At 61.4% G+C, this 16,274-nt stretch carries 9 protein-coding genes; 3 read left to right on the top strand and 6 right to left on the bottom strand.

The annotated features are described in order from the left end of the window. Position 1: 1 nt before the first annotated feature. The gene (locus N8H74_RS07850) at positions 2 to 517 is read right to left on the bottom strand and encodes an Hcp family type VI secretion system effector (protein ID WP_007949952.1); all 516 of its coding nucleotides are present in this window, start codon (positions 515 to 517) and stop codon (positions 2 to 4) included. Positions 518 to 929: 412 nt separating this feature from the next. Here N8H74_RS07850 and rlmJ point away from each other — a divergent pair, with 412 nt between their 5' ends. Beyond that, the gene (gene rlmJ / locus N8H74_RS07845) at positions 930 to 1,766 is read left to right on the top strand and encodes a 23S rRNA (adenine(2030)-N(6))-methyltransferase RlmJ (protein ID WP_217834665.1); all 837 of its coding nucleotides are present in this window, start codon (positions 930 to 932) and stop codon (positions 1,764 to 1,766) included. A gap of 69 nt (positions 1,767 to 1,835) precedes the next feature. On the opposite strand, the gene msrA is transcribed toward rlmJ, so the two are convergent. From msrA to aceE, 5 genes are all read right to left on the bottom strand, one after another. Further along, entirely contained in the window at positions 1,836 to 2,501 is a 666-nt protein-coding gene (msrA, locus tag N8H74_RS07840) for a peptide-methionine (S)-S-oxide reductase MsrA (RefSeq protein WP_262146836.1), read from the bottom strand. 122 nt (positions 2,502 to 2,623) lie between these two features. Beyond that, entirely contained in the window at positions 2,624 to 5,320 is a 2,697-nt protein-coding gene (locus tag N8H74_RS07835) for a GGDEF and EAL domain-containing protein (RefSeq protein ID WP_262146835.1), read from the bottom strand. Between the two features lie 253 nt (positions 5,321 to 5,573). Continuing rightward, positions 5,574 to 6,971: an alkaline phosphatase D family protein gene (locus tag N8H74_RS07830; RefSeq protein ID WP_262146834.1), complete on the bottom strand. Its 1,398-nt coding sequence runs from the start codon at positions 6,969 to 6,971 to the stop codon at positions 5,574 to 5,576. Between the two features lie 277 nt (positions 6,972 to 7,248). Further along, positions 7,249 to 9,207: a dihydrolipoyllysine-residue acetyltransferase gene (gene aceF, locus N8H74_RS07825; RefSeq protein WP_262146833.1), complete on the bottom strand. Its 1,959-nt coding sequence runs from the start codon at positions 9,205 to 9,207 to the stop codon at positions 7,249 to 7,251. An 11-nt stretch (positions 9,208 to 9,218) separates the two neighbouring features. Beyond that, a complete protein-coding gene (aceE, locus tag N8H74_RS07820; RefSeq protein WP_262146832.1) occupies positions 9,219 to 11,864 on the bottom strand; it encodes a pyruvate dehydrogenase (acetyl-transferring), homodimeric type in 2,646 nt (881 codons plus the stop codon). 383 nt (positions 11,865 to 12,247) lie between these two features. Here aceE and glnE point away from each other — a divergent pair, with 383 nt between their 5' ends. Next, positions 12,248 to 15,187, top strand: a complete 2,940-nt coding sequence (gene glnE / locus N8H74_RS07815; protein ID WP_262146831.1) for a bifunctional [glutamate--ammonia ligase]-adenylyl-L-tyrosine phosphorylase/[glutamate--ammonia-ligase] adenylyltransferase — start codon at positions 12,248 to 12,250, stop codon at positions 15,185 to 15,187. A 51-nt stretch (positions 15,188 to 15,238) separates the two neighbouring features. Then, positions 15,239 to 16,273, top strand: coding sequence for a lipopolysaccharide heptosyltransferase II (gene waaF / locus N8H74_RS07810; protein WP_262146830.1), 1,035 nt, complete (start codon positions 15,239 to 15,241; stop codon positions 16,271 to 16,273). Position 16,274 lies beyond the last annotated feature (1 nt).

The raw sequence follows: 16,274 nt of genomic DNA, 5'->3' as shown, positions 1-16,274 counted from the left end.
ATTAAACGACTGGAGCACGCCAGTCATCGGAACCCGAAGTACCGGATACTTCGTGGGTCCAGGTGATTTTGCGGTAGGTGAACTGCACTTCTTCCAGGTGAGTGAAGTGCGCGTTGCCTGGATCCTGGCAGTTGTGCATTTTGTTGTTGATGGCGACGATGATCGCGTCTTCCAGTTTGGTGGTGTAGTAGTGCTCTTGGGTGCCTTGCGCCGAAGTGCGATACCACTGGATAACGATTTCGCTCATGCGCTCGCCGGAGGTCAGAGCGGCTTGCAGCAGAGGCGAAGCCTTGTCGTAGACCTTGGTGATCACGACTGGCTTGTGCACGCGCTGACCGGTTGGCTGACCGGATTGCGGGTCACGCGGGATGATCACGTCGTGGGTGAAAGCCTGAACCATGACCTGGTCTTCGTGACCTTCCTGGTAGGTGTTGCCCACGGAGTCGGCGGTGAAGGCGCCGGCAGTGATCAGACCTTGTTTTTCGCCGGTAACCGACATGTACGCTGGTGTTGCCATGGGGTGCTCTCCTTGCGGAATAAAGTTAAGGGCCCGGAGGCGATATCGCCCGGTGGGTGCCTGACGGTTATCAAGGAGCGTGCCAGGTTTTGTGCGGGTGCCGGAATCCGGGGCTATAACGCGCTCTGACAGGCGTTTTCCGCCGTTTCGGGTAGTGACTCAGGAAGAAAGTGCGCAAGAAGTTGCGCAGTACTGCGCAACTTCTTGCGCACTTGGCTGGAGGCCACGTGGTACATGGGATCCAGCGGTTTTCAGGGGTGTTTTATTACGTGCAACTGCGCAACTTCTTGCGCACTGCTGTTCCAGGGCAGCGAAACGCTGAAAGCAATAGGGGCGACGCATCCACTCAGTCGCCAACCCCTGACTTGCCGCCCGGTAAAAGGTAAACTTTGCGGCCCTCGCAGGAGCAGCCATGAATTATCGTCACGCCTTCCATGCCGGCAATCACGCCGATGTGTTCAAACACCTGACCTTGACCCGCCTTATCGCCCTGATGGCGCGCAAGGAACAGCCGTTTGCCTATCTCGACAGCCACGCCGGCATCGGTCTGTACGACTTGCAGGGCGATCAGGCCAATCGCACCGGCGAGTATCTGGAAGGCATCGCGCGGTTGTGGGATCAACCGGACCTGCCGGCGCTGACCGCCGATTACATGAAGGTCCTGCACGAGATGAACCCGGATGGCCAGTTGCGCTACTACCCGGGCTCGCCCGAGCTGGCGCGGCGTCTGACCCGTTCGCAGGATCGCGTGTTGCTCAACGAGAAACACCCGGAAGACGGCGTGCTGCTCAAGGACAACATGAAGGGCGACCGCCGCGTCGCGGTGCATCTGGGCGAGGGCTGGCACGTGGCGCGGGCGTTGCTGCCGGTGGCCGAGAAGCGTGCGGTGATGCTGATCGACCCGCCGTTCGAGAAACTCGACGAGATGCAGCGTTGCGCGGCGTCGCTGAAAGAGGCGATCGCGCGGATGCGCCAGACCGTGGCGGCGATCTGGTATCCGGTCAAGGACCAGCGCGCGCTGCGTCGCTTCTATCAGGATCTGGCCGGCACCGGCGCGCCGAAACTGCTGCGGGTGGAGCTGCTGGTGCATCCGCTGGATACGCCGAACAGCCTGAACGGCTCCGGGCTGGCGATCGCCAATCCGCCGTGGGGGCTGGAGGAAGAGTTGCGTGAGCTGCTGCCGTGGCTGTCCAAGAAGCTTGGGCAGACCCAGGGTGGGTGGCAGATGGATTGGTTGATTGCCGAGTAGCAGCGACAAGCTGCGAGCATATTGATGTGATCGTTCCCACGCAGGGTGTGGGAACGATCAGGTGTCGGCTTAGTTGCCCGCCAGGCTCGGCGGCATGCACACGCCGGTGCCGCCAATCCCGCAGTAGCCTTCCGGGTTTTTCGCCAGGTATTGCTGGTGATACGCCTCGGCGAAGTACACGGTCGGGGCCTGTTCGATCTCGGTGGTGATTTCCCCCAGGCCAGCCTTGTTCAGTTCGGCCTGATAGGTTTCCTTGCTCTTGAGCGCCGTGTCCAGTTGTTCCGGGGTGGTGGCGTAGATCACCGAGCGGTACTGGGTGCCGATGTCATTGCCCTGGCGCATGCCCTGCGTCGGGTTGTGCAGTTCCCAGAACATGGCCAGCAACTCTTCGTATTTGACTTTGGCCTTGTCGAACACCACCAGCACCACTTCCGAATGGCCGGTCAGGCCCGAGCAGACTTCTTCGTAGGTCGGGTTCGGCGTGAAGCCGCCGGCATAGCCGACCACGGTGCTGACCACGCCTTCACGCTGCCAGAAACGGCGCTCCGCCCCCCAGAAGCAACCGAGGCCGAAGATCGCGAAGTCGACGTCTTCGAAGAACGGGCCGAGCAGCGGAGTCTCTTCGAACACGAAGTGTTTTTCCGGCAGGGTCATCGGGGTTTCGCGGCCAGGCAGGGCTTGTTCTTTAGTCGGTAGCACGTTTTTGTTCACCAGAATTTCCGAGCGCAGAACCATGATCGTTCCTCTCAGTCAGGATGGGATGTCAATCAACAGACAGCCAGTGTGCCCAATGATGCCAAGTTAATCACTAGCCAAAATGTGGGGGTACTGGCCGGCTTCCACAAGGGGCTTGTGGTTTACAGCGACAACGGGCCGCGCGGGTAGCGCTTGAGGGTGGGGATCAGTTCGGCGCCGGGGATCGGCCGGTCGAACAGGTAGCCCTGGCCGACGTCGCAGCGGTGGCGGCGCAGGAAGGCCAGTTGCTCGGCGGTTTCGATGCCTTCGGCCACGACCTTCAGCTTCAGGTTGTGGGCCATGGCGATCACTGCCGAGGTGATTTCCATGTCGTCCTGGTTGTCCGGGATTTCGTGGATGAAGCTGCGATCGATCTTGATGATGTCGATCGGGAATTTTTTCAGGTAGCTGAGCGACGAGTAACCGGTGCCGAAGTCGTCCATCGCCAGGGTCAGGCCCAGACGCTTGAGCTGATCGAGCTGCAAGTGGGTGTCTTCGGTGGCCTCCAGCAGCAGGCCTTCGGTCAGCTCCAGCTCCAGCAGATTGGCCGGCAACGCTTCTTCCTTGAGGATATTGGCGATGGAGGCGACCAGATCCGGGTCGGAGAACTGCTTGGGTGACAGGTTGATCGCCACTTGCAGATTGCCCATGCCGGCGGCGGTCAGGGCTTTGCTCATGCGGCAGGCCTGGCGCGCAATCCACTTGCCGATCGGGATGATCAGGCCGGTTTCCTCGGCGACGCTGATGAACTGGTCCGGGCGGATCATGCCGCGTTCCGGGTGGTTCCAGCGCAACAGCGCTTCCATGCCCAGCAAGCGACCGCTGCGCAGGCACAGCTTGGGCTGATAGAACACGTCCAGCTCGTTCTGGGTCAGGGCGCGGCGCAGGTTGTTTTCGACGAACAGCTTGTAACTGGCCTCGGCGTTCAGCGCTTCGGTGAACACCTGCACCTGATGTTTGCCATTGGCCTTGGCCTTGTGCAGGGCCAGGCCGGCGTTGCGCATCAGGGTCTGCGGATCACGGCCATGCAGCGGCGCACAGGCCAAGCCCACGGAGCCGGTGACGCTGATCAGCTGGTTATCGACGAACATCGGTTTGTCGAGGGTCATCAGCAACTGGCTGGCGATCTGCTGGCCGGCTTCGAGGTCGGTGTCGTCCAGCAGCACGGCGAATTCGTTACTGGCGAAGCGGGCGAGGCTGCCGCTCGGGCTGAGGCTGTTGCGCAGGCGTCGGGCCAGGCTGATCAACAGTTTGTCGCCGGTCTGGTGGCCGAGGCTGTCGTTGATCCGCTTGAAATTGTCGATATCCACCAGCAGCAGGCTGATCGGGGTATCGCTATCTCGGGCGAAGCGTTCATCCAGATTGCGGATGAACGCAGGGCGGTTGCCGAGGTTGGTCAGGTTGTCGGTGTAGGCCAGGCGCTCGATGCGCTGCTGCGCCAGTTTGGTCTGGGTGATGTCTTCGTAGATGCCGATGTAATGCGTCAGCTCGCGGTTGTCGCCGTAGACCTTGGAGATCGACAACTGGCCCCAGTAGGGTTCGAGGTTCTTGCGGCGGCTCTTGAATTCGCCCTGCCAGCTGTTGCTCTTGGCCAGCGCCGAGGGCGCGTCGAACAGCAATTCGCTGAGGTTCTCCAGGGCCGGCAGTTCCGACAGGCGCTGGCCGTGGACTTCCTCGGTGCTGTACTGAGTGATCGCGGTGAAGCTCGGGTTGACGTACTCGACCACGCCGTCGCAGTTGACCAGCAGAAAGGCGTTGGCGCTTTGCTCGACCGCGCGCTGGAACAGGTGCAGGGCGCTGGTGGCGGTGCGGCGGTTGTGATTGTTGATGACCTGCGCGAACTGGTCGGCCAGTTCACCGGCAAAGGCGATTTCGTCGGACTGCCAGGCGCGGGTGACGCCGGTCTGTTCCAGACACAGCACGCCGACCACCTGGCCGTCGACGCGGATGCTGGCGTCGAGCATGGCGTTGACATCGCGCGGGCGCAGGGCTTCGGCCATCTCGCGGGTGCGCGGGTCGCGCATGGCGTTGTGGGCGTCGATGGCACGGCTGCTGTGCAGGGCTTCCATGTAGTCGGGGAAGCTGCTGACGTCGATCACGTCCGGCAGGATGTATTCCTGGGTCGCGCGGTGATAGGCGGAAATCGGCACCAGTTGCTGGCCTTCGAGGTTCCACAGGCTGGCGCAGTCGATCTCATAGATGTCGCAGGCGCAGCGGGTAATCAGTTCGGCGGCTTCCTGCAGCGAGTTATGGCTGCTGTAGCGCTGGCGGGCCAGCAGCAGGATCAGGTCCTGCTGGGCGCGCACCCGCTCCAGATGCTGGAGTTGTTCCTGCTGGGCGCGCTGATTGAGTTCAAGGGCGATTTGCAGGCGGGAGTTCTGGGTTTCGAGGTCGAGGGACGGCAGCGATGGCGCTTCGGCGAACACGTTGTCGACCGCCAGCAGATAACCGCGCAGCAGGTGACGATTGTGTTGTTTATAGGCTTCGCCCAGTTCCAGGATGCTCAACACGCCGGCAGCGGTGTGCAGCGTGTAGCGCACCAGATAATGGGGGCTGTCGCTCAGTTGCTGCTGGATCGTGTCATGCAACTGATAACGCGCTTCCGGCTCCATCAGGCTGGCGTAGGGCGAGCCGACCAGGGCGCAGAGTTCGACGGCCGGCTGGCCGAACTGGCGTTCGCAGTTGGGATCGAGAAACAGCATCGCCCAACTGGCTTCATTCAAGCGCTCGAAACGCAGCATGCCGAGCCGCGAGGGCACAGGCAACTGCGTCACTACCTCGGCCGCCATACGGCTGGCGGCATCGGGTTGGCTCTTCATGAAGGGAACTCGCTTGGAAATATGCTGAACGCGCCGGGCTCTCGCCCTCTTTACTGTTGCCTGCGGCAAGGTTGCATCATTGCGGCACCGACTGACAAGAGACATGAAGGCCAAGTGCTATAAGAATATGTCGGCTGCTTTCCACATTTCTCCAGCGCGGGCTTGAAAAGAGCTCAGGATCGCCGTCTGCGGCTGTTTCTACAGGAAATGTAAACGTTTGTAGGCGCCACCGAAGACCGCGATTTTTTCTGTTTCAGCGCAGTTTCAGACTGACCGATTGCAGGGGTTTGCCATCCCGGTCGTGATAGCTGATTAAAATTTGACCAGCATCGACCCGCACATGGGCGAAGTTGTCCTCACTGATGACCTCGCTGGTCAGCTCATGTCGATAATCACCGCTGGTCGTTTGCGCCAACGGCTGGTCGAGGATGAAGCTGGATGCCTTGGCATAGGGCAACAGCGCGCTGTTGTGCAGCGGTGAAGAGACGAGGGTGTGGACTTCGAAGTCCGGGTCGTCGCTGTGCGTCAGGCGCGCCGTGAGCGAGCCATGCACATCGCCGGAGACAAACACGACGTTGCTGATCCTGTGCGTGCGAATCAGCTCCAGCAGCCGCAGGCGCTGTTCCGGGAAGGCTTTCCAGGCATCGTCGCCCTGGGTTTTGCGATCCGGATAGAACATCACGCTGGTGACTACGAATTTGACCCGTGCCTGACTGTCGATCAGCCAGTCGCACAAGGCTTGCTCCTGTTGTTCATCGAGAATGCGTCGGTCGCTGGTCGACAAGTTGCGCCGGGTGCGGCTGTCGGTGACAAACCATTCAATATCGCCGTCGCTGAATTGATACCAGTAGTGTTTCAGCGATGAGCGATCAACTTGTCCGTTAGTTGTCAGCGAATACGCTGGACTGTGACTGGCTTGATATAACTCATAGGCGGCCATGGCATTTCGATATAAGTGCTCGTCCGCCTCTATGGCATTGGCCGGCCAGTTATCTTCGATTTCATGGTCGTCGAGAATCATGTAAGTCGAAGTGCCGGACATCAACCGTCGAATATTCGGTTGCGAGAATGCCGTGCGGTACTTCTTGAGAATATCCTGATATTCGCGATCCGGGGCAATCACATTCAAATCGTCGACGTAGATTTGATCGCCGGTCATGACCGTGGCGCTGACTGGCGGTTGTGTGCCTTCGATCAACTGATTGATCGAGGCGAAAATCCGGTCGCTGCGCTGGGGCAGTTCGGCGATTCCGGCGGTCAGGCGCAGGTAGCGGCACGAGCCGACGATGTAGGCCCGTGGCTGCAAGGCCCGGCTGGCGCGGGTGCGCAGGCGATGGATGTCCCGTGGCCATTGCAGCGGCAACTCCGCCACGCTTTCCTCGGTGTGTACCGGGCTCATCGGGCTGAAGCAGCCGGTCTGATATTCATACTCGGTGTCGGCGCTCAAGTGGCCGAGGACGAACACATGTGACATGTCGCGCGATGCGCCCAGTCGGGCAAAGAGGGCTTTCGACCAGACTTGTGTGTCGGCAAGGCGATAACGAATTGCGGCAAATACCGTTGCGTTGTCCTGAAGTTCTCCACGGATGAATATCCTGGTCTGGTTAGTTGTGGTGTGGCCAATGATCGGGCCGACAGTAGGGTTCAGCATGTTCGAATCCGTTCGAATAAGTGTTGATTGATAGGCAGGTTGTTGAAAGTTATTGGCGATAACTTTGTTGTGCCAAGGTTAGTTGCTGGTTAATAAAAAACATTGGCGTGAAGTGGACCAGAGTCGTGGCTGATATCGGCATCCTTTGTGGGAAAAGTGCGAACCAGTGGTTTTTCAGGCAAAAAAAAGCCCCGTCAATTGACGGGGTTGAGGTACGAGCGTGTGGCGCTCGAAAACGTAGAGCCATCGGCCCTCCGTTGCCGGAGGGCCGAGTGGTTTACAGCAGGATGGTGCGGATGTCCGCCAGCAGATCGCTCAGACGCTTGGTGAAGCGTGCAGCAGCGGCGCCGTTGATCACGCGGTGATCGTAGGACAGCGACAGCGGCAGCATCAGTTTCGGCTGGAAGGCTTTGCCGTCCCAGACTGGCTGGATGGTTGCCTTGGAAACACCGAGGATCGCCACTTCCGGCGCGTTGACGATCGGCGTGAAGCCGGTGCCGCCAATGTGGCCGAGGCTGGAAATGGTGAAGCACGCGCCTTGCATTTCGTCCGACGAGAGCTTCTTGGTCCGGGCCTTTTCAGCCAGGGAAGCGGCCTCGGCGGCCAGTTGCAGCAGGCTCTTCTGGTCGACGTTCTTGATGACCGGTACGAGCAGGCCATCCGGGGTGTCGACGGCGAAGCCGATGTTCACGTATTTCTTGCGGATGATTGCCTTGCCGCTCGGGGCCAGCGAACTGTTGAAGTCCGGCAGTTCCTTGAGCAGGTGGGCGCACGACTTGAGCAGCAGCGGCAGGATGGTCAGCTTGACGCCAGCCTTCTCGGCCACGGCCTTCTGCGCGTTACGGAACGCCTCCAGCTCGGTGATATCCGCCGAGTCGAATTGCGTCACGTGTGGCACGTTCAGCCAGCTGCGGTGCAGGTTGGCGGCGCCGACCTGCATCAGGCGGGTCATCGGCACTTCTTCGATTTCGCCGAAGCGGCTGAAGTCCACGACCGGGATCGGCGGGATGCCCGCGCCACCGGTTGCGCCGGCAGCGGCGGCCGGTGCTTCCTTGGCCTTCTGCATCATGGCCTTGACGTACGCCTGCACGTCTTCCTTCAGGATGCGACCGTGCGGGCCGGTGGCGCCGACAGCGCTCAGCTCCACACCGAATTCGCGAGCCAGTTGACGCACGGCCGGGCCGGCGTGAACTTTGGCGCCTGGCTTGGCTGGTGCGGCGGCAGGAGCAGCAACCGGAGCGGCAGCGGCAGGTGCGGCAGCAGCAGGGGCAGCAGCGGCTGGCGTCGCAGCGGCGGCCGCTGCTGGAGCGGCCGCAGGCGCAGCGCCTTTGACTTTCAGCTTGAGGATCAGGTCGCCAGTGCCGACTTCGTCATCCAGCTTGATGGAAATGCTTTCCACCACGCCGGCGGCAGGCGATGGAATCTCCATGCTCGCCTTGTCGGATTCCAGGGTGATCAGCGACTGGTCGGCTTCGACGCTGTCGCCGGCCTTGACCAGCACTTCGATGATCTTGGCCTTGCCGGCCGAGCCGATGTCCGGGACGTGGATGTCCTGAACGCTGTCAGCCACCGGAGCAGCAGGTGCGGCAGCCGGAGCCGGTGCAGCGGCAGGTGCCGGAGCAGCCGCCTGGGCCGGAGCGGCAGCAGGGGCCGCAGCACCCGCCACTTCCAGATCCAGGATCAGGTCGCCCGTGCCGACTTCGTCGTTGAGCTTGACGCTGATGGCCTTGACCACGCCAGCGGCAGGCGACGGGATTTCCATGCTCGCCTTGTCGGATTCCAGGGTGATCAGCGACTGATCGGCGGCGACGGTGTCACCGACCTTGACCTGGATTTCGATGATCTGAGCCTTGCCCGACGAACCGATGTCCGGCACGTGTACTTGCTGAACCGAAGCGGCAGCAGGTGCAGCGGCTGGCGCAGCAGCGGCAGGAGCGGCAGCCGGAGCCGGCGCAGCTTTCGCAGCCGGGGCGGCGGCAGGCGCAGGAGCCGCTTGCGCGGCGCCCTCGACTTCCAGCTCCAGCAGTTCGTCGCCTTCTTTCAGGCGATCGCCCAGCTTCACTTTCAGGCTCTTGATGACGCCGGCCTTCGGGGCCGGCACTTCCATGCTGGCCTTGTCCGATTCCAGGGTCAGGATGCTCTGGTCGGCTTCGATACGGTCGCCGACTTTCACAAACAGTTCGATTACTTCACCTTCACCGCTGCCGATGTCAGGTACGCGAATGAGTTCGCTCACAGAGTTTCTCCTCAGCAGTCCAGTGGGTTGCGTTTTTCCGGGTCGATGCCGAACTTGACGATGGCCTCGGCCACGACTTTAGGTTCGATATCACCACGGTCAGCCAGTGCTTCCAGGGCTGCCAACACCACGAAATGACGGTCGACTTCGAAGAAATGACGCAGTTTCTTGCGGCTGTCGCTGCGGCCGAAACCGTCGGTGCCCAGGACTTTGAATTCCTTGGACGGTACCCACTGACGGATCTGCTCGGCGAACAGTTTCATGTAGTCGGTGGAGGCGATGACTGGACCCTTACGGCCGTTCAGGCACTCTTCGACGTAGCTCCGCTTAGGCTTCTGGCCAGGCTTGAGACGGTTGCTGCGCTCTACGGCGAGGCCGTCGCGACGCAGTTCGTTGAAGCTGGTAACGCTCCACACGTCGGCGCCGATGTTGAACTCTTCACGCAGGATCTTCGCCGCTTCACGCACTTCACGCAGGATGGTGCCGGAGCCCATCAGTTGTACGTGGTGTGCCGCTTCGCGGGTGTCTTCTTCGAGCAGGTACATGCCTTTCTTGATGCCTTCTTCGGCACCGGCCGGCATGGCTGGCTGCTGGTACGATTCGTTCATCACGGTGATGTAGTAGAAGATGTCCTGTTGCTCTTCGGTCATCTTCTTCATGCCGTCCTGGATGATCACCGCCAGCTCGTAGCCGTAGGTCGGATCATAGGTGCGGCAGTTCGGGATGGTGGCAGCCAGCATGTGGCTGTGACCGTCTTCGTGCTGCAGGCCTTCACCGTTCAGGGTGGTGCGGCCGGCGGTGCCGCCGATCAGGAAACCACGGGTACGGCTGTCGCCAGCGGCCCAGGCCAGGTCACCGATACGCTGGAAGCCGAACATCGAGTAGAAGATGTAGAACGGCAGCATCGGCTGGTTGTGGCTGGAGTACGAAGTACCGGCGGCGATGAAGGAGCTCATGGCGCCCGCTTCGTTGATGCCTTCTTCAAGGATCTGACCTTTCTGGTCTTCCTTGTAGAACATCACCTGGTCTTTATCGACTGGCTCGTAGAGCTGGCCGACGGACGAGTAGATGCCCAGCTGACGGAACATGCCTTCCATACCAAAGGTACGGGCTTCGTCCGGGATGATCGGAACGATGCGCGGGCCGATTTCCTTGTCCTTGACCAGTTGCGCGAGGATCCGCACGAAGGCCATGGTGGTGGAAATTTCACGGTCGCCCGAACCGTCGAGGATTGCCTTGAGGGTATCCAGATCAGGAGTCGGCACGCTGAAGCTTTGCGCGCGACGCTGTGGCACGAAACCGCCCAGCGCATTGCGGCGCTCGGCCAGGTAACGGGCTTCGGCACTGTTCGGCTCTGGCTTGAAGAACGGCAGGTTCTCCAGCTCTTCGTCCTTGACCGGAATGTCGAAGCGGTCGCGGAACAGCTTCAGGCTGTCGACGTCGACTTTCTTGGTGTTGTGCGCGGTGTTCTTCGCTTCACCGGCGCCGGTGCCATAACCCTTGATGGTCTTGGCCAGGACAACGGTCGGCTGGTCTTTGTGATTGACCGCTTCGTGGTACGCCGCGTAGACCTTGTACGGGTCGTGGCCGCCACGGTTGAGTTTCCAGATCTCGTCGTCGGACAGATCGGCAACCATCGCCTTGAGTTCAGGCGTGTTGAAGAAGTGCTCGCGAACGAACGCGCCGTCTTTGGCCTTGTAGTTCTGGTACTCGCCGTCGATGACTTCGTCCATGCGGCGTTGCAGGATGCCGTCGACGTCTTTGGCCAGCAGCGGGTCCCAGAAACGGCCCCAGATGACTTTGGTCACGTTCCACTGGGCGCCACGGAACACGCCTTCGAGTTCCTGGATGATCTTGCCGTTGCCGCGAACCGGGCCGTCGAGGCGCTGCAGGTTGCAGTTGATGACGAAGATCAGGTTGTCCAGCTTCTCGCGGCCGGCCAGGGAGATTGCGCCCAGGGATTCCGGCTCGTCGCACTCGCCGTCGCCCAGGAAGCACCAGACTTTCTGTTTGCCCGGCTGGATGAAGCCACGGTGCTCCAGGTACTTCATGAAGCGTGCCTGGTAGATCGCCTGGATCGGACCCAGACCCATGGATACGGTCGGGAACTGCCAGAAGTCAGGCATCAGCCAAGGGTGCGGGTAGGACGACAGGCCCTGACCGTCGACTTCCTGGCGGAAGTTGTTCATCTGGTCCTCGGTGATGCGGCCTTCCATGAATGCACGGGCGTAGACGCCCGGGGAGGTGTGGCCCTGGAAGTAGATCAGGTCGCCGCCGTGTTCTTCGGTCGGGGCCTGGAAGAAGTAGTTGAAGCCGATGTCGTACAGGGTCGCGCTGGAAGCGAAGCTGGAGATGTGACCACCCAGGTCAGAATCTTTCAGGTTCGTACGCATTACCATGGCCATCGCGTTCCAGCGTACCAACGAGCGAATGCGGCGTTCCATGAACAGGTCGCCAGGCATGCGTGCTTCGTGGGTGACGGGGATCGTGTTGCGGTAAGGCGTGGTGATGGCGTAAGGCAGTTGCGAGCCGCTGCGGGTCGCGAGTTCGCCCATACGGGTCATCAGATAGTGAGCACGGTCTTCGCCTTCTTTGTCGAGAACCGATTCCAGGGCGTCCAGCCATTCCTGGGTTTCGACGGGATCGAGGTCTTGCATGGCTTGCTCCAGGGCGGAAAGGCTTCCAGAATCGGTTGCCTGAGTTTGCGACTGGCCTTGTGGGCAGACGTTTAAAATTCTTGGATTGCCGCGAGGTTGTTCCGGCGGCGTGTAGTTTTACTACAAATCTTCTGGCATTTCAGCCTTTCGAATGTATAGACGAGTAGTAAAACTACAGATGAAAGGCTTATGGCCTCCAAAAGCGTTGTGAGAATAATCGTTAAGGTTGGTCGTTTACCATCCGAAAAAGGTGAAAGTTTGATGCTGACTGCCAAGATGAACGAAATTTCAGCTATTTCTCACTTTTGTTCGACAGTCCATCGCGTAGCGGGTTTTCACCATTCACTACAAGCGGCGGTTAATACGCCGATCAAGGATAGACCATGACCCTGCCTGTGCTTGCCGAACTGCCCGCCATTCTCCTGCCGTTGGTCAGCCGATCCGAGCAGTCGTTCCGTTCGGCCGTCGCCGCGCTGGAGGACGATCATGGTCTTTCGACGTGGACGCCGGAACGCTGGGCGCAGTTCGCCCGGGTCAGCGCCGCCAGCGAGTTCGTCATTGAACAGAGCGTTCGTGACCCTTTGATGTTGCTCGCGCTGGTGCAGTCCGGCGAACTCGACCGGGCGTTCGCCCCCGGCGAGCTGTGCGCGCAGATCGCCGCCGCCGTCGATGCCGCACAGAGCGAAGATGAACTCGGCCGCGTCCTGCGCCGTCAGCGCGCCCGGCATCAGGTGCGGATCATCTGGCGCGACCTGACCCGCCAGGCCGATCTGGTGCAGACCTGCCGCGATCTGTCGGACATGGCCGACGCCTGCATCGACCAGGCTTATCAATGGTTGTACAGCCGCCACTGCGTGCAATTCGGCACGCCCACCGGCCGGCGCAGCGGCCTGCCGCAACAAATGGTCATTCTCGGCATGGGCAAGCTCGGCGCGGTGGAGCTGAACCTGTCGTCGGACATCGACCTGATCTTCGCCTACCCCGAGGGTGGCGAAACCGTCGGCGTGAAGCGTCCGCTGGACAACCAGGAGTTTTTCATCCGCCTCGGCCAGCGTCTGATCAAGGCGCTGGACCCGATGACCGTTGACGGCTTCGTGTTCCGCGTCGACATGCGCCTGCGTCCTTATGGCTCGTCCGGCGCGCTGGTACTGAGCTTCAACGCGCTGGAGCAGTATTACCAGGATCAGGGCCGCGACTGGGAACGCTACGCGATGATCAAGGCGCGGGTGGTGGCGGGCGACCAGGTGGCCGGTGCGCAACTGCTCGACATGCTGCGCCCGTTCGTCTATCGGCGGTATCTGGACTTCTCGGCGATCGAAGCGCTGCGCACCATGAAGCAGCTGATCCAGCAGGAAGTGCGGCGCAAGGGCATGGCCGACAACATCAAGCTCGGCTCCGGCGGCATCCGCGAAGTCGAGTTCATCGCCCAGGCCTTTCAACTGATTCACGGCGGTCGCGACCTGAGCCTTCAGCAACGGCCTCTATTAAAGGTGTTGGGGACGCTGGAAGGGCAGGGGTATCTGCCGCCGGCAGTGGTCAGCGAGTTGCGCGAGGGTTATGAGTTTCTGCGTTACACCGAACACGCGATCCAGGCGATCGCCGACCGCCAGACCCAGATGCTTCCGGACAGCCCTCAGGATCAGGCGCGTATTGCGCTCATGCTTGGTTTCGCCGACTGGAACGCCTTCCATGAACAACTGATGTTCTGGCGCGGCCGGGTGGCCTGGCATTTTGCGCAGGTGATTGCCGATCCGGACGAAGACGAAGGCGCGCAAAGCGAGGTCGTGGTTGGCGGCGAGTGGTTGCCGCTGTGGGAAGAGGCGCAGGACGAAGAGGCCGCTTGCCGCCAGTTGGAAGAGGGCGGTTTTGCCGACGCGAGCAAAGCGTTGAAAGCCTTGGCGAGCCTGCGTGGCAGCCCGCAATTGCGGGCGATGCAGCGACTGGGTCGGGAGCGCCTCGATGCCTTTATTCCGCGCCTGTTGGCTCAGGCGGTGGAGCATGACAATCCTGACTTGGTGCTGGAACGGGTGCTGCCGCTGGTCGAGGCTGTCGCCCGGCGTTCGGCGTATCTGGTGCTGCTGACGGAAAACCCCGGCGCGTTGCGGCGGTTGTTGACCCTGTGCGCCGCCAGTCCGTGGATCGCCGAGCAGATTACCCGTTTCCCGTTGCTGCTCGATGAATTGCTCAACGAAGGCCGGCTGTTCAAGCCGCCGCTGGCGCCGGAGTTGGCGGCCGAGTTGCGCGAGCGCCTGACGCGGATCCCGGAAGACGATCTCGAGCAACAGATGGAAGCCCTGCGGCACTTCAAACTGGCGCACCGTCTGCGTGTCGCCGCTTCGGAAATCGCCGGCAGCCTGCCGTTGATGAAAGTCAGTGATTACCTGACCTGGCTGGCCGAGGCGATTCTCGAGCAGGTGCTGGCCCTGGCCTGGCGCCAGACCGTGGCCAAGTACGGCACGCCGTTGCGCACCGACGGTACGTTGTGCGATCCCGGCTTCATCATTGTCGGTTACGGGAAAGTCGGCGGTCTGGAACTCGGGCATGGTTCGGATCTGGATCTGGTGTTCATTCACGACGGCGACCCGCAGGCCGAGACCGATGGGCCGAAACCGATCGACGGCGCGCAGTTCTTCACCCGGCTCGGTCAGCGGATCATTCACCTGCTGACGGCGCAGACCAACTCCGGCCAGTTGTATGAAGTGGATATGCGGCTGCGGCCGTCCGGGGCGTCCGGTCTGCTGGTGAGTTCGCTGGGGGCGTTCGAGCGCTATCAGGAAAATGAAGCCTGGACCTGGGAACATCAGGCGCTGGTGCGGGCGCGGGTGCTGGTCGGCAGCCAGGATGTCGGGCAGGCGTTCGAGAAGGTTCGCGCGCAAGTGTTGGGTAAAGGACGGGATCTGGCGAAGCTGCAACAGGAAGTCAGCGAGATGCGCGCCAAGATGCGTGACAACCTCGGCAGCAAGAGCACAGCCGCCGGCACCGGGGCAAATGCCTTCGAGGCCACGGCGCCGTTCGACCTCAAGCAGGACGCCGGAGGTATCGTCGATATTGAATTTATGGTGCAATACGCGGCCCTGGCGTGGTCGCAAAGCCACCCGCCATTGCTGCGCTGGACCGACAATATCCGCATTCTGGAAGAGCTGGAGCAGGCAGGGCTGATGCCGGTCGAAGACGCCGCCCTGTTGCGCGAGGCCTATAAAGCCTACCGCTCTGCCGCTCACCGTCAGGCCTTGCAGAAACAGGCCGGGGTGATACCGGGCGACCAGTTCGCGGACGAACGTCGGCAGGTGATGCGGATCTGGCGTGAACTGGGGCTAAGCTGATTCTCGAGACGGGGAGGCGTAAAGCCTCCCCGGTTCGTTTTTGGAAACCACATGAATATTCTGATCGTTGGGCCCAGTTGGGTCGGTGACATGGTGATGGCGCAGACACTGTTTCAGTGTCTCAAGCAACGCCACCCGCAATGCGAAATCGACGTGCTGGCCCCTGAGTGGAGCCGGCCGATCCTCGAGCGCATGCCCGAAGTGCGCAAGGCCTTGAACTTTCCGCTCGGCCACGGCGCGCTGGAGCTGGCGACCCGTCGGCGCATCGGCAAATCCCTGGCCGGCCAGTACGACCAGGCGATTCTTTTGCCCAACTCGCTGAAGTCGGCGCTGGTGCCGTTCTTTGCCGGCATCCCGAAACGCACCGGCTGGCGCGGCGAGTTCCGCTACGGCCTGCTCAATGACGTGCGCCGCCTCGATAAAGAGCGCTATCCGCTGATGATCGAGCGCTTCATGGCGCTGGCCTATGAGCCGAACGCCGAGCTGCCGAAACCTTACCCGCGCCCGAGCCTGCAAATCGACCCGGTAACCCGCGAAGCGGCGCTCGCCAAGTTCGGCCTGACCCTCGATCGCCCGGTGTTGGCCCTGTGCCCCGGTGCCGAGTTCGGCGAGTCCAAGCGCTGGCCGTCCGAGCACTACGCCAAAGTCGCTGAAGCGCGCATTCGCGAAGGCTGGCAGGTCTGGCTGTTCGGCTCGAAGAATGACCACGCGGTCGGCGAAGACATCCGCGCGCGGTTGATTCCCGGCCTGCGCGAAGAATCGGTGAACCTCAGCGGCGGTACTTCCCTGGCCGAGGCCATCGACCTGCTGTCCTGCGCCGAAGCTGTCGTCTCCAACGATTCCGGTCTGATGCATGTGGCCGCCGCGCTGAATCGCCCATTGGTGGCGGTCTACGGTTCGACCTCGCCGGGCTTCACCCCACCGCTGGCCGAGCACGTCGAAATTGTCCGCCTGGGCCTCGATTGCAGCCCGTGCTTCGACCGTACCTGCCGTTTCGGCCATTACAACTGCCTGCGCCAGCTGATGCCGGATGCGGTCAACGATGCCTTGCAGAAGTTGCAGGGCTCTGTGGTCGAGGTTCATTAAC

The sequence above is a fragment of the Pseudomonas sp. B2M1-30 genome, from assembly GCF_025447575.1.
GTDB classification, from domain to species: Bacteria; Pseudomonadota; Gammaproteobacteria; order Pseudomonadales; family Pseudomonadaceae; genus Aquipseudomonas; species Aquipseudomonas botevensis.
The sequence above is the reverse complement of the archived record's forward strand: the minus strand, read 5'-3'. Positions and strand labels throughout refer to the sequence as shown.

Coding starts and splice junctions, on each gene's coding strand:
- waaF (WP_262146830.1), top strand. CDS start 15,239: ATGAATATTCTGATCGTTGGGCCCAGTTGGGTCGGTGACATGGTGATG.
- N8H74_RS07835 (WP_262146835.1), bottom strand. CDS start 5,320: ATGAAGAGCCAACCCGATGCCGCCAGCCGTATGGCGGCCGAGGTAGTG.
- N8H74_RS07830 (WP_262146834.1), bottom strand. CDS start 6,971: ATGCTGAACCCTACTGTCGGCCCGATCATTGGCCACACCACAACTAAC.
- N8H74_RS07850 (WP_007949952.1), bottom strand. CDS start 517: ATGGCAACACCAGCGTACATGTCGGTTACCGGCGAAAAACAAGGTCTG.
- msrA (WP_262146836.1), bottom strand. CDS start 2,501: ATGGTTCTGCGCTCGGAAATTCTGGTGAACAAAAACGTGCTACCGACT.
- aceE (WP_262146832.1), bottom strand. CDS start 11,864: ATGCAAGACCTCGATCCCGTCGAAACCCAGGAATGGCTGGACGCCCTG.
- rlmJ (WP_217834665.1), top strand. CDS start 930: ATGAATTATCGTCACGCCTTCCATGCCGGCAATCACGCCGATGTGTTC.
- glnE (WP_262146831.1), top strand. CDS start 12,248: ATGACCCTGCCTGTGCTTGCCGAACTGCCCGCCATTCTCCTGCCGTTG.